Source organism: Mucilaginibacter calamicampi, assembly GCF_042676765.1.
Classification (GTDB): domain Bacteria; phylum Bacteroidota; class Bacteroidia; order Sphingobacteriales; family Sphingobacteriaceae; genus Mucilaginibacter; species Mucilaginibacter calamicampi.
This window is the reverse complement of record NZ_JBHTHU010000009.1, coordinates 94,210-108,743: the sequence shown is the minus strand read 5'-3', so window position 1 is coordinate 108,743 and position 14,534 is coordinate 94,210. Positions and strand designations below refer to the sequence as shown.

General features: G+C 42.6%; 8 protein-coding genes. 3 read left to right on the top strand and 5 right to left on the bottom strand.

Features of this window, described 5'->3' with window-relative positions:
* Window positions 1–9: 9 nt before the first annotated feature.
* The 5 genes from ACFQZS_RS12580 to ACFQZS_RS12560 all read right to left on the bottom strand — a co-directional run bounded on the left by ACFQZS_RS12580 (window position 10) and on the right by ACFQZS_RS12560 (window position 9,254).
* On the bottom strand, window positions 10–2,373 hold the full coding sequence (locus ACFQZS_RS12580; RefSeq protein ID WP_377100735.1) for an ABC transporter permease: 2,364 nt from the start codon (window positions 2,371–2,373) through the stop codon (window positions 10–12).
* Between the two features lie 11 nt (window positions 2,374–2,384).
* Window positions 2,385–4,772 (bottom strand): ABC transporter permease, encoded by a 2,388-nt coding sequence (locus tag ACFQZS_RS12575; protein ID WP_377100733.1) that lies wholly within the window; start codon window positions 4,770–4,772, stop codon window positions 2,385–2,387.
* 14 nt (window positions 4,773–4,786) lie between these two features.
* Window positions 4,787–7,171 (bottom strand): ABC transporter permease, encoded by a 2,385-nt coding sequence (locus tag ACFQZS_RS12570; protein WP_377100731.1) that lies wholly within the window; start codon window positions 7,169–7,171, stop codon window positions 4,787–4,789.
* A gap of 19 nt (window positions 7,172–7,190) precedes the next feature.
* Window positions 7,191–7,868 (bottom strand): ABC transporter ATP-binding protein, encoded by a 678-nt coding sequence (locus tag ACFQZS_RS12565; RefSeq protein WP_377100729.1) that lies wholly within the window; start codon window positions 7,866–7,868, stop codon window positions 7,191–7,193.
* A 132-nt stretch (window positions 7,869–8,000) separates the two neighbouring features.
* On the bottom strand, window positions 8,001–9,254 hold the full coding sequence (locus ACFQZS_RS12560; RefSeq protein ID WP_377100727.1) for an efflux RND transporter periplasmic adaptor subunit: 1,254 nt from the start codon (window positions 9,252–9,254) through the stop codon (window positions 8,001–8,003).
* A 261-nt stretch (window positions 9,255–9,515) separates the two neighbouring features.
* Between ACFQZS_RS12560 and ACFQZS_RS12555 the strand changes: the two genes are divergently transcribed.
* From ACFQZS_RS12555 to ACFQZS_RS12545, 3 genes are all read left to right on the top strand, one after another.
* Entirely contained in the window at window positions 9,516–10,874 is a 1,359-nt protein-coding gene (locus ACFQZS_RS12555) for a sigma-54-dependent transcriptional regulator (RefSeq protein WP_377100725.1), read from the top strand.
* The gene (locus ACFQZS_RS12550) at window positions 10,864–12,213 is read left to right on the top strand and encodes a sensor histidine kinase (RefSeq protein ID WP_377100723.1); all 1,350 of its coding nucleotides are present in this window, start codon (window positions 10,864–10,866) and stop codon (window positions 12,211–12,213) included. The genes ACFQZS_RS12555 and ACFQZS_RS12550 overlap by 11 nt, the downstream gene beginning before the upstream one ends.
* 516 nt (window positions 12,214–12,729) lie before the next feature.
* Window positions 12,730–14,445: an IlvD/Edd family dehydratase gene (locus ACFQZS_RS12545; protein WP_377100721.1), complete on the top strand. Its 1,716-nt coding sequence runs from the start codon at window positions 12,730–12,732 to the stop codon at window positions 14,443–14,445.
* The last annotated feature ends 89 nt before the right edge of the window (window positions 14,446–14,534 follow it).

Below are 14,534 nucleotides of genomic sequence, written 5' to 3'. Positions count from 1 at the left end.
AAGATCGGTTTACTCACTTCTTAAACTTTTAACCGGGTTTGTGATAGCCGTTTTAACGGTGTTTAATCCTACTACAACCAATGTCAGCATCAGCATAATCATTCCAACCCCGGCGAATAACCAGATACTTATATGAATATGATAGGTGTACTTATCAAGCCAGGCATTCATAAACCACCAGGTAAGCGGCACAGCGATAGCAAAAGCAATCAACACAAGCTGTAGAAATTCTTTTGAAATAAGCATTAGCAATTGCCTTATTGTTGCTCCAAGTACTTTTCGTATGCCTATTTCGCGTATGCGTTTCTCTACAGTAAAGGAAACTAAGCCTGCTAATCCTATGCAGCAAATAAAAATGGTAAGGCCCGCAAAAACATTTGTGATCTTGCTGACCAGCTCTTCGGTTAAAAATTTCTTGTCAAATTCCTGGTCAACAAACTTGTACTCAAACGGGTAAACAGGATTATACTTTTTAAAGATGGCTTCAATTGACTGTAAAGCTTTATGGGTTTGCGCAGAACGTTTTAAACGAATATTAATTGAATTAGATTGACCACCATCAAAGTAAACCACCATAGGATCCACAGGTTCAAATGGCGAGCCCATAATTACATTATCTGTAACACCTACAACTATATGCGGGGTACCCGTCGTATTTATCAACTGCATGCCTACGGCATTTTTTATACCCATTGCATCAACAGCAGCCTTATTTAACATTATCGCGTTTGAATCTGACGGCGTTCCTAAAAAATCTCTTCCTTGTAAAACCTTTACACCCAAAGTTTTTGCAAAATCAACATCGGCGGTTTGCAGCGTAAAAAGGATATTTTGATTTGCCGGCTTGCCGTTGTAATCAGGGCCGGGCTCCCTTGCCCATATATCAGTAACAGGTGAAAACGTTCTTGTTAATGAACTAACCATGCCCGTATTCAGCAATTCTTGTTTTATTACCGTAAAGTTTTTCTGTATGTCGGCAGAACCCGGCACCATTATCATATTATTGGGATTGTACCCTAAATGGCGATCCTTGATGTGCTGTATTTGCTGGTATATAATAATTGTAGCAGAAATAAATAAGATTGAAATACCGAATTGCGCTACAACTAAAATCCTTCTGGGTAGTATTGCCGCTTTACCGGGAAGAAAAGTTCCTTTTAAAACTTTTACAGGATTGAAGGAGGAAAGATATAATGCCGGATAACTGCCTGCCACAACACCCGTAAATAAAATGAGGGCACAGGCGCCCAACCAGAAAATTGGTTGCAAAACGGGCAAATGCAACTGTTTATCAACTAAATTATTAAATGACGGTAACAGAAAATAAACGACACTAAGAGAAAAAAGAAATGCAACGAAAGCAAGGATCATTGATTCAAAAAAGAACTGAAGTATTAGTTGCTTTTTAGCCGAGCCCAATGTTTTTCGTATGCCTACTTCCTTAGCCCTTTTTTCGGAGCGCGAGGTAGACAAATTCATGAAATTAACACATGCTATTAACAGAATGATAAATGCAATGATGGTAAACAATCTCACATACTCTATTAATCCGCCTGCGTTTTTGCCATCCTTAAACTCACTGAAAAGCCTCCATTTTTCCATAGCGAACGGAAAATAGGTGCTTGTCTCTTTACCGGCATCGTTATGCAGATGCTGTATATCATTGATACTTTTTTTCAGCCCGGTTATATCAGCACCCTCTTGCGTTTGTATAAAAACATTATACGAGAATCTGTCCCACTTATCCATAGCATTGCGGTAATCTTCGCTGCTTTTATTGAATGGCGTTATAAAATCAAACTTAAAAGTAGAATTACCGGGTGGGTCGGCAATAATGGCGGCCACCTTCATTTCCCGGCCTTCATCAATTTTAACTGCCTTATTTATTGGATCATTGTCGCCGAAAAAGGCTTTTGCTGCCGATTGCGTTAAAACGATAGACGAGGGATCGGTAATAGCTGTTGCGGCGTTACCCTTGATAAATTTCCACGAAAAGATGTCAAAGAAATGGTCGCTTACATTATATCCTTTTTTCTTCAGCCTGGTGTCGCCATAAGTAATTATATGCTGTTCACGGTGCGACATAACCACGGCATTTTTTATTTGCGGAAGATTAGCCTGCAACGCACCTGCCAACGGTAATACCATATTGCCATCTGTAGCTACCTGATTGTTAAAATTACGATTAGCCATTACCTGGTAAATATTTTGGTAATTAGCATGGAACGTATTATAACTGCGCTCATCCTGAACCCACAAACCAATCAATATTGTACAGGTGATGCCAATTGTAAGCCCCAGCAAATTGGTGAGGGAGAAACCTTTATTTCTGAATAAGTTTCGCCACGCTATTTTAATGTAGTTCTTTATCATAACGGTTAGGGTTATTCATTTCTTAAACTTTTAACAGGATTGGCTAACGCCGCTTTTATTGATTGAAAGCTAATTGTAAGCACCGTTATGAGCATTGCAGCGCCGGCGGTGGCTACAAAAACACCCGGCCCTATAGTAATGCGGTATTGATATTTTATAAGCCAGCCGTGTAAAAAATAATAGGCGACCGGCGATGCAAGAACACAGCTTATTAAAACCAACAGCACAAAATCTGTTGACAGCAGTAGCCATACCTGTGCTATTGAGGCGCCTAAAACTTTGCGTATACCTATTTCTTTTGTGCGTTGCTCTGCTATATAAGCGGCTAAACCGAACAAGCCAAGGCATGATATAAATATGGCCAGGGTAGCAAACACGCCCGCCAGTTTGCCTATAAGCATTTCCAGGTTAAATTTTTGAGCGTATGTTTCATCAGCAAAACGGTAATCAAAAGGATAAGCCGGGTTATATTTATCAAATATCTGCCCTATTTTTTTTATGGATTGTTGCATATCCGCGTTAGCTTTCAAATCATACATCGCCACATTACCCATGCTGCCATGCGAAAATATGGTAGCCTCAACAGGTGTAAATGGCGAGTCCATTAACGCGTTTTTTACTACGCCAATAATTTCAACTCCATCCTTGGGGCCCTGGTTCCATTTAATTTTCTGACCAACTGGGTTTTTAAGCCCCATACGCTGTACCGCGGCTTCATTTATCAGCACCTTGCCAGTATCTTGCTGCCATTTCTGCAAAAAATCATGCCCCTGCAGTATTTGCATACCAACGGTATTAAAGTAGTTGTGGGATATGCGTACGGTTGCTATGTTAAGCGGTTCTTCGCCTGAGCTCTTTTTGGGCCAGTCAAAAACAGTAGTATGTTGGTACACATTGGTTACCGGGCTGCTTGCCATTGCTACATTGTTCACCATCCCGGTTTGCAGTATTTCATTTTTTAAGGCCTCATAGCTTTTGTTCAGGTCGTCGCTCATATCGCTCATCACCAAACGGTTAGTGTTATAGCCTATGGGCCGGTTTTTAGCATATTGTATTTGCTGATATATAATTGCCGTGCTTATAATTAATGCTATTGAACAGGCGAACTGCACTACAACCAATACCTTACGGGGCAATGCCGCCGCCTTGCCTACCACCATAGCGCCTTTTAAAACCTTTACCGCGTTAAACGATGAAAGGTAAAAGGCCGGTCTGCTGCCTGCCAGTAAGCCTGTAAGCAACACATAGCTGGCCATAATAAGCCAGAACAATAAGTTTCCGTAAGGCACGCTAATGCTTTTGCCGGTAAGCTGGTTAAATGCCGGTAAGGCCAGTTGCACTACTATAATAGCGAGGAAAAAAGACAGGATTGCCACTAACACAGATTCTGTTAAAAACTGAAACACCAGATCTTGCTTAAGTGAGCCCATGGCTTTACGTACGCCAACCTCCCGTGCCCGTTTTTCTGAGCGCGCGGTTGATAAGTTCATAAAATTGATGCAAGCTATCAGCAGCACTAGTATGCCAATAATGCTAAAAATGCGTACATAGTCAATAAAGCCGCCTTTAGGAACACCATTTTCGTATTCAGAATACAAGTGCCAGTCTTTTATAGGCTGCATAATAACTTCAGGCTTAGCTATACGCATCTCCTCCGCATGGTCATAAACAATCGATTTTATTTTAGGAGCTACCTGCTCATAAGTAAAACCCGGTTTCAGCATCGCGTAAATTTTGTATGATTTGTTACCCCAATTGCTGCGGGCATCTTTCTCCCAGTAAGGCGTATGCTCGTTATAGCTAAACGGTAACAGATAATTGAATTGTAGCGAAGAGTTTGCCGGGAGGTCTTTAAGTACTCCGGTCACTTTCACATTATTCAAATTATCTATTTTGATGACCTTACCTATCGGGTCGGCATCGTTAAACAAAGCGCGGGCGGTAGATGCTGTTAAAACTATTGACAACGGATCTTTTAAAGCGTCTTTAGCGTTACCGCTTATAAAAGGATACTGAAACATCCTTAAAAAATCAGATCCAACGGCAGATCCATCTATGTATAATTTCTTATCGCCTGCAATAAGGCTTCGTGTGCCGTTCCAGTTAGCTTCGGCAACGAATTCAAATTCGGGGTAGTCTCGTTTTAACGCGTCAGCCAGCGGCAATGCCAAAGCATTTTGGGTAAATGTACCGGCTTGCTGACTGGTAAGGTTAAGCTTAACTTGGTACAGTCTGTCGGCATTAGGCAAAAATCTGTCGTACGAGTATTCGTTAAACACCCACAACCCAATAAGCAACGCAACTGCCATCCCAACGGCCAGGCCGGTAATATTAAGCGCGCTGAATCCTTTGCTTTTCAGCAAGTTTCGCCAGGCTATTTTTATGTAGTTTTTTATCATGATAGGGTTAGGTTTTATTCGCTTCTTAAACTTTTAATGGGGTTAGCAAGGGCGGCTTTAATAGCTTGAAAGCTTACTGTTAGAACCGTTATAACAAGCGCAATAATTGCAGCCGCTGCAAATACTTCCCAGCTTATTGATATCCGGTAATCGTATTTAATAAGCCAGTTTTGCAGGTAATACCAGGCAATTGGCGTAGCTATAAAGCATGAAATAAGCACCAATGCAAAAAACTCTGATGAAAGTAAACGCCATACGTTACCTACGCCGGCCCCAAGCACTTTACGAATTCCAATTTCTTTGGTGCGCTGCTCAGCAACAAAACTTGCCATACCAAACAGGCCCAGGCACGAAATGAAAATGGCCAGCACTGCGAAATATAAAGCCAGCTTTCCGATGCGTTCCTCAGCTTTAAACTTGCCTTCAAATTGGTCGTCGACAAATTTGTAACGAAGCGATATACCTGAAGTGTATTTTTTCCAAACTTGTTCAATTAGCAATAATTGTTGTGCTACACTTTTTTGTGGGTTTAATTTTACGATAAGGTTCGTCATGTTATCATAGTTACCTAAATGATATACACTCGGCCGTACAGGGTAAAAGGGCGACTCCTGCATAATATCGTTAACAACACCAATTATGGTGTAGGTCTTACCATCCCATTTCAATTTCTTTCCGATAGCGTCTTTAAATCCCAAAAACCTCGCTGCCGATTCATTGATAACAAAACCAGCCGAATCCGTTGCAAACTCCCGCGAAAAGTCGCGGCCCTTTATCACTTTCCAAGCCGCCGTTTTACCAAATTCGTACGACATAGCATTCGTTGGAAAATCAACAGAGAGATTTGGATCCTTACCTTCCCAATCATATCCTCCTGCTGAATTCCATACTTGAGTGAGAGGGCTTTGTGATGCGGCCATTTCTTCAATAGCGCCTAATTTTTTTAATTCAGATCTAACAGCTTCATAATGTTCTTTTATTTCGGGCTCAAAATTGAGGTTTACTAGGCCCTGACGCATATAACCTACGGGACGGTTTTTAGCATGCTGAATTTGCTGGTAAACAACAATGGTTCCTATTATAAGCATTACCGATACGGTAAACTGCAGGGTTACTAAAACTTTGCGCGGAACGGATGCAAACTTACCTACTCGAAAAGTGCCTTTTAATACTTTTAATGGCTGAAAAGATGAAAGATAAAGGGCAGGGTAACTGCCGGAAACCAATCCTGTAACTAAGATAAATGCAATACTGGAGGTCCAAAACACGGGGCTCGTCCAGGCAATCTCAATTTTCTTACCTGCCACATCGTTAAAAACCGGAAGCAGCAGAGCCACTAATACCAAACACAATATAAACGCCAGTAAAACAACTAAATAAGACTCTGCAAAAAATTGCTTGATAATTTGCGACCGTAACGAACCAACCGTTTTGCGTATACCCACTTCCTTGGCCCTTTTTTCGCTTCGTGCTGTAGAAAGGTTCATGAAATTGATACATGCGAGGGTTAACACAAAAATGCCGATAATACCAAATAGCCACACATACTGAATATTACCTCCGGTGTTCACGCCATTTTTAAATTCGCTGTATAAATTCCACTTGCTCATTGGGTGTAAGAATACTACCCATTTAGCTGCTCCGTCTTCCTTGCCCAGGTTATCAAGCTTTACATTCTTAATCCTGGTGGATACATTAGCTACATCTACATTGTCTGCTAACTGAACAAATGTTAGTGATTGATTACTTCCCCAGGCAGGGTTTAGATCTTTTACCCATGGATTTCTGATCAGCCATAAATCCCAGGGCATCATTATCTTAATTCCTTTAAATGTTGTGTTGTCGGGTAGGTCCTTATAAACACCGGTTACTTTTAAGTCAACAAATCGGTCAAGCTTTATGGTTTTATTAATGGGATTGTCATTACCGAAAATTGCTTCTGCTGTTGATGCTGACAACATGATTGAGTAAGGGTCCTTCAATCCTGACCTGGCTCCCTTAATCATTTCAAGTGTGAACATTTCCGGGGCATCAGGCTCGAAATACATCCCGGTTTTAATAACGCTTTTATTATCTACGGTAATTAAATGATCCTCTGTCCATGATGCTTGTACAACATATTTAAAATCACTTCCGTATTTGGCCCTTAGTTCGGAAGCCATTAATGCCGGATTAGCTTTTTGCGTTTTTATTTCGCCATTGAAGTTGGCGTGCTGCATTACCTGTGTAATACTATTGTAGTTCTGATGGTATTTGTCAAAGCTAAGCTCGCTATACACCCATAAGCCAATCAACATGGCCACGGCCATGCCAACCGCAAGGCCGCCAATATTCAACGCAGAATATCCTTTACTTTTCAGCAAGTTTCGCCACGCTATTTTTATGTAGTTTTTGATCATGGGTGTTAATGTCAATCAGTTATATCATTATATTCTCCATCACCGTCTGCCCATCCAACAAGCGGATGATGCGGTGGCTGTAACGTGCGTCATGCTCAGAGTGGGTAACCATTATAATGGTTGTTCCCTGTTCGTTCAGGTCGGTAAGCAATTCCATTACTTCGTTACCGTTGCTGCTATCCAGGTTACCTGTGGGCTCATCTGCCAGTATTATCTTAGGATTGTTTACTACCGCCCTTGCCACAGCCACACGCTGCTGCTGCCCGCCAGATAACTGCTGCGGGTAGTGATTACGGCGGTGCATGATCTGCATTTTGTCTAATACTTTCTCAACCCTGGCTACACGCTCAGACGATGGCACGCCGGTATAGATCAGCGGTAACTCCACATTTTCAAATACGGTTAGCTCATCTATCAAATTAAAGCTTTGAAACACGAACCCTATGTTATGCTTGCGCAGATCTGCACGTTTACGCTCGTTAAAATGCGCTACTTCAGTACCGTTAAACAGGTAACTGCCCCCATCAGGATCATCCAGCAAACCCAGAATGTTAAGCAATGTGGATTTTCCACACCCCGAAGGCCCCATAATGGCAACAAACTCGCCTTCCTTTATATCAATTGATAGTTTGTTAAGCGCGATGGTTTCTACCTCTTCGGTACGGTAAAATTTTTCTAAGTCGGATATTTTTATCATTGAGCCTCCCCAACCCCGCCTTCCGGAGGGGCTTTTTATTTTTAGTTTTTTATATTCTTAGTTCGTTCTTCTCTTTGTTGCCTAACGTTAGCGATGGGTTTGAACCCATCGCTATGTTAAGCATGGCACGGTCTATTTCTGCAACACCAATTCCTGTATATCCCCGTAATTCTCGTAACTTGATGTGATAACCTTATCACCCGGCTTAAGCCCTTGCATAACCTCGTAATATTCGGTGTTTTGTCTGCCCAGCTGTATATCTACTTTAAAGGCCGACTTGCCGTTCTCGCTCATTTTGAATATCCAGTTACCACCTGTTTGCTGATAAAAACCGCCTTTAGGCAACAAAACCTGTTTAGATTCATCACTCAGCGCCAGCAGTATTTGCAAACTTTGCCCGCGACGAATACCCTGCGGTACATTGCCAACAAACTGCATATCAACCTGGAACTTGCCATTGGCTACCTGTGTAAATACCTTTTTAATTTTAAGTGTATAGGTTTTATCAGCAAAACTAAAAGTGCCTGTTAAACCGGTATAAACCTGCGATATATAATGCTCATCCACGTCAACGCGTACCTTAAAGCCCGATAGCACATCTATCTGCCCCAGTCGTCCTCCTTTGTTTTTATTTTGGCCTATTTCGGCATCTAAAGAGGTTAACTGCCCGTCAACCGGTGCGCGTACGGTAAGATCAGCTACTTTTTGGCGCATTAAGTTTAGCGTGGTGCGCATTTGGGTATACTGCTCGCGGGTTTGCTGCGTCTGGTCTTTTGTAAGTAAACTATCTTGTTTAAGTATGCGTTTGGTAAGATTATAACGGTTTAGCGCATACTGGTAGGTATTTGATGATTGCTGATACTCCTGCGATCCGATGGCCTTTTGATCGTACAAACGCTTGTTCAATTTGTATAGTCGCTCAGCTTCACGAAACGCGTTATCCGCGTCGGCCATTTGGTTAAGCTTTCCAACGGTATTTTGCTCGGCATTATTCTGCTGAATACGGATCTGGGTTTGGGCAGCATAAACCGCGGTTTCCTGGTTAGCCAGGCTCAATTCCAAATCAGTATTTGATAACTTAATTATAGGGTCGCCTTTTTTTAAGTTGGCACCATCCTCAACAAACAGCTGCTCAACCCGGCCGCCCTCAATTGCATCAAGATATATAGTTGTAATAGGCATTACCAATCCGTTTACCGGGATAGTTACCTGAAACGGTCCTTTTGTTATCTCGCTTACCGTTATACGCTCGGTTTCAACATCCAGCTTGCTTTTCCCTGATGTGAAATAAATACTCGATGCAATTAATATAACAAGCGCGGTAATTCCTCCAATCGTTAAAATACGTTTGCTATTCCACCTTTTCTGTTCAATTTTTCTGTCCACAATATTAAAAATGACGATATATATTTATGTTATTAACAAAACAACGTGCCAAGCTGCAAGTAGCTGTAAATCAAATTTATAAATAAGATATTTGATCAAACCACGTTCGGTTTTGCAACAGCGGGTGTACGGTTGTGATACACTTTATGCACGTACTATTTTACGCAAAAAATTGTTATACAGTACCTTATATTTACGGTTATATTGTTGCTTAACTGCTTAAAATAAAATTACATTTATTAAATTTTCGGCCGTACCTATATGTTATTAAAAAAAGCCACCGTTTTAATTGTTGATGACGACCCCGATGTGCTCACCGCTGTTAAGCTGCTGCTTAAAACCGAAGCCGGAGAAGTTATAACCGAGAAAAACCCTGAAAACCTAAACAGCCTGCTGCAGCGCAATACTATTGACATTATTTTGCTGGATATGAACTTTAACAGTGCCATTAACACCGGCAACGAGGGTTTATATTGGCTGCGCAAAGTAAAGGAATGGAAGCCTGACGCCATTGTTATAATGATAACCGCTTACGGAGATATTGATCTGGCGGTACGATCATTAAAAGAAGGGGCCGCCGACTTTGTTGTTAAACCCTGGCACAATGACAAGCTTACCGAAATAATTAAAGAGCTGCTTGATAAAAAAGATAGCCCCAAACCTGCAAAAAATACTGCTGCCAAAAACGCCGGAGCCGCTACCACCTTACTTGGCGGATCGGGTGTTATGCAGGACATATTTTTAAAGGTGAACAAAATTGCCCCTACCGATGCCAACATTTTAATTCTTGGCGAAAACGGCACAGGCAAGGATCTGATAGCAAAAGCCATACACGAACGCTCCCTGCGTGCCGGCAAACCCTTTGTTAAAGTTGACGTTGGCGCGCTTACCGATACCCTTTTTGAGAGCGAGCTTTTTGGACATAAAAAAGGCGCGTTTACTGATGCCCGCGAGGACCGGTCCGGAAGGTTTGAGGATGCCAATGGCGGCACTTTGTTTTTGGACGAAATAGGCAATATATCCCTAAGGCAACAGGCCAAACTGCTTACCGTTTTACAGAACAGGCAGGTTACGCGGCTGGGCAGTAATAAACCCGTTGATATTGACATACGGTTGATATGCGCTACCAACCTACCCTTAAATGAATTGGCCAGCGACGACCGTTTCCGTAAAGATCTGATCTACCGCATAAATACCGTAGAGGTTACCATGCCGCCGTTGCGCAAGCGCGATGATGATATTGTTTTGCTGGCTAAACATTTTGCATCTACCTATGCCAGCAAATATTTAAAGCCTGCTGTAAGTTTTGACGCAGGAGCCTTACATAAGCTAAATAGCTACCACTACCCGGGTAACGTGCGCGAACTGCAATATACCATGGAGCGTGCGGTAATTATGGCCGATAGCGATGTGCTTACCGCAAACGATCTGATCTTTTCTTCTTTAGAAAACTCAGGCCCCGAACCTGAAATGCCGGATGATATGCCGCTAAGCATGGTTGAAAAAAACACCATTATGCGGGTTATTGATAAACATAGCGGCAACATTACCCGTGCCGCTAAAGAACTTGGATTAACCCGCACCGCATTATACCGCAGACTAAGCAAGTATGATATTTAAAGGATACGAAGTGCGCCTGCTGCTGCGCGTAACGCTACTGTTTTTAAGCTTATTGGGGTTAAGCGTTATACTGGTAAAAGGCTGGTATGAAATGCTGGTAATAGCTGTCCCTCTTATGCTGTTTATATTAACAGATATGCTACGTTTTCAAAAAAAGGCGCATAGCGAGGTAGAGCAGTTTGCAGAATCCGTACACTACCGGGATTTTTCAAGGCATTTTGATGTTAACAGGGCACCTGTTGAGCTTAAACCCCTGCGTAAGGGCTTTAATGATATCAACACCACCTTTAAAACTATTAGCCGCGAGCGCGAAACGCAATACCAGTACCTGCAAAAGATACTTGAGCTGGTTGACACCGGCATTATATCCTACGAACAGGAAACCGGCACCATAGGCTGGATGAACGAGTCGTTTAAAAAAACTTTTAGCATCCCTTACTTAAAAACCATTCAATCCCTGCAAAAACGCGACGAGGAACTTTACAGCGCTGTGATTGCTTTAAAACCCGGTGACAGTAAAGTGGTGTCTATAACGCGCAACCAGCAGGTAGTTAAAATTTTGCTTACTGCCAGCATTATGCGTAGCGATGACAAAGTATACAAACTACTGGCTTTTCAAAACATAAGCGAGGCCCTGGACGAAACCGAATCAAAAGCATGGCAAAAGCTGTTGAATGTAATGACGCATGAGATAATGAACTCTGTGGCCCCCATCTCGTCATTAGCTGATACGTTGAAGAACAGGCTTAAACTGTACAGCGAAAAGAACAACGGCGGCACTGATCTGGACGATCTGGAGCTGGGCATTGATACCATTAAGCGCCGCAGCGAGGGCCTGCTAAAGTTTACCGAAAGCTACCGCAACCTGAACAAGATCACCCGGCTTGATCTGAAGCATACTTTGGTGCGTGATCTGTTTGAGAATTTAAGCAGCCTTATGCAGCCAACCCTTACGCAGAAAAACATAGAATTAAACATTGTGCTTCGCGATACGCAAATGGCGGTGAACATAGACCGCGAGCTGATTGAACAGGTGCTGATAAACCTGCTGGTAAACGCCATTGAAGCTGTAAAGGGTGCCGACAAGCCCGTAATCACCCTTAGCGCCGAAGTATCAAAAGAAGGGCGGCAATTAATAAAGATCACAGACAACGGCACGGGCATGTCGGCGGAGTTGATAGATAAGATCTTTATTCCGTTTTTCAGCACCCGCAAAACCGGCAGTGGCATTGGGCTGAGCCTGTGCAAACAGATTATGCTGTTGCATAAGGGGACAATAAAGGTACAGTCGGTAGAGGGCGAAGGCTCTGTTTTTGCCATGCAGTTTAATTTAGCATAGCGCTTTTCTCATCGCAGTAGCATAAAAAATAGATACGCGCGGTGTTGCAGGAATATTGGCAACAGTTTGCAACACTTGCAACAGCATTTTTTGTAACATACTTGTTATAAGTTATTTATAAAAACTAAACGTTTAAACATGCAACACTTTGCAACACACTTATTCGTCAGCAAAATCAGCTTCAAATTGTTTGTAATAAATTGACTATCAATTGATTGAAAACACATTAAAAAAGCTCATTTCTCAGTATGTTTTGCAACAATTCCGCGGTTTAAATTTCCGCCGCCCTCTTTATTTTTCACCGCCAAATAAAGAGCTGTTCAACAGCACTATAGTTGTTAATACGCCAACGTACAGACAGGTTTCAAATTGGATTTTTTTTCTCAGTTTAAATAAAAGATTTATTACTTTGCAAGCCATTAGCTACTAAGCGTACTACGCTTTGTATGCTTATACAAGTCTGGTAATGCCGGGCCCCTGATTTGAATTATACTAGAATAATATACATTAATTTTTATGAGCAAGTTTCGCAGTGCCGATTGGTTTGGTACAAAGGATAAAATGGGCTTCCTATACCGCAGTTGGATGAAAAACCAGGGTATGCCCGAGGATATGTTTGATGGGCGCCCGGTAATAGGTATATGTAACACCTACTCTGAGCTTACCCCTTGTAACGCTCACCTGCGCGATATATCTGAAAGTGTTAAACGCGGTGTGTTAGAAGCCGGTGGTTTCCCGGTTGAGTTTCCTATCATGTCATTAGGCGAAACTTTGTTAAAGCCTACCGCGATGCTTTTCCGCAATTTGGCAAGTATGGATGCTGAAGAATCTATCCGTGGTAATCCTATTGACGGTGTTGTGCTGTTAACCGGTTGCGATAAAACCACTCCATCAACCTTAATGGGCGCTGCCAGTGTTGACCTGCCTACACTTGTTGTACAAGGTGGCCCAATGTTAAACGGTAAGTTCCGTGGTGAAGATATTGGTTCCGGCACAGCCTTATGGAAATTTAACGATAAGCTAAAAACGGGCGAAATGACTTACGATGAGTTTGCCGAGGCAGAGAGCTGCCAGTCACGCAGCCCCGGACATTGTATGACCATGGGTACCGCTTCAACCATGGCTGTAATGGTTGAGTCGTTAGGTATGTCATTAAGCGGCATGGCCGCTATTCCGGCTGTTGATGCACGTAAGAAAAGAATAGCGCAGCTTTCGGGCCGCCGTATTGTTGATATGGTTAAAGAAGATCTGCGCATCTCAAAAATATTAACCCGCGAAGCGTTTGAAAACGCTATCAAAATAAACGCCGCCGTAGGTGGTTCAACCAACTTTGTTATCCACTTAACAGCCATTGCCGGCCGTGTGGGTATTGATCTGAACATTGATGATTTTGATAACCTGGGCTCAAAAATGCCTTTGTTGTTAAATCTGATGCCATCCGGTAAGTTCCTGATGGAAGATTTCTACTATGCAGGCGGCTTACCGGCTATTATTAAGCAAATACAGTCTGAGCTGCACATGGATGTGATAACCGTTACAGGTAAATCGCATGCAGAAAACATTGCCAACAGTGGTACCATCTACAACAGTGATGTTATTTACACTTTTGATGAGCCATTGATACCCGAGGCCGGAACAACCGTGCTGAAAGGCAACCTGGCGCTTAATGGTTGTGTTATTAAACCATCAGCAGCTACACCTGCTTTAATGCAGCACACCGGCCGCGCCGTGGTGTTTGAAAATATTGAAGACTACCACGCACGTGTTGACGATCCGCTTTTGGATATTGACGAAACATGCGTAATGGTACTTAAAACCGTAGGCCCGGTGGGTTACCCTGGCATGCCTGAGGTTGGTAATATGCCATTACCTAAAAAATTGCTGGATAAAGGCATTACCGATATGGTGCGGATATCTGACGGACGCATGAGCGGAACTGCTTTTGGCACCGTGATCCTGCACGTATCGCCTGAGTCTGCCATAGGTGGCAATTTAGGCCTTGTTGAAAACGGCGATATGATAACATTGGATGTAGCTAAGAAACTGATCCAGCTGGAAGTATCAGACGAAGAACTTGAGGCCCGCCGCAAAGTATGGCAGGCACCACCTGCAATGGCCGAGCGTGGTTATGTTAAAATGTATATAGACACCGTGCAACAGGCTGATAAAGGTGCTGACCTTGAGTTCCTGGTAGGCTGTTCTGGTTCAAAGGTTACCAGAGACTCGCACTAAGCAAATAGTATAAGCTGTTAAGGGATGGGCTTTTAATAGCGATAATAAAAACGGAGGGGGCAGCAAAGTCCTCTCCGTTTTTCCATATT

Excerpts from the sequence above, each read along its gene's own strand:
- ACFQZS_RS12580 (WP_377100735.1), bottom strand. The coding sequence starts at position 2,373 with ATGATAAAGAACTACATTAAAATAGCGTGGCGAAACTTATTCAGAAAT.
- ACFQZS_RS12575 (WP_377100733.1), bottom strand. The coding sequence starts at position 4,772 with ATGATAAAAAACTACATAAAAATAGCCTGGCGAAACTTGCTGAAAAGC.
- ACFQZS_RS12570 (WP_377100731.1), bottom strand. The coding sequence starts at position 7,171 with ATGATCAAAAACTACATAAAAATAGCGTGGCGAAACTTGCTGAAAAGT.
- ACFQZS_RS12565 (WP_377100729.1), bottom strand. The coding sequence starts at position 7,868 with ATGATAAAAATATCCGACTTAGAAAAATTTTACCGTACCGAAGAGGTA.
- ACFQZS_RS12555 (WP_377100725.1), top strand. The coding sequence starts at position 9,516 with ATGTTATTAAAAAAAGCCACCGTTTTAATTGTTGATGACGACCCCGAT.
- ACFQZS_RS12550 (WP_377100723.1), top strand. The coding sequence starts at position 10,864 with ATGATATTTAAAGGATACGAAGTGCGCCTGCTGCTGCGCGTAACGCTA.
- ACFQZS_RS12545 (WP_377100721.1), top strand. The coding sequence starts at position 12,730 with ATGAGCAAGTTTCGCAGTGCCGATTGGTTTGGTACAAAGGATAAAATG.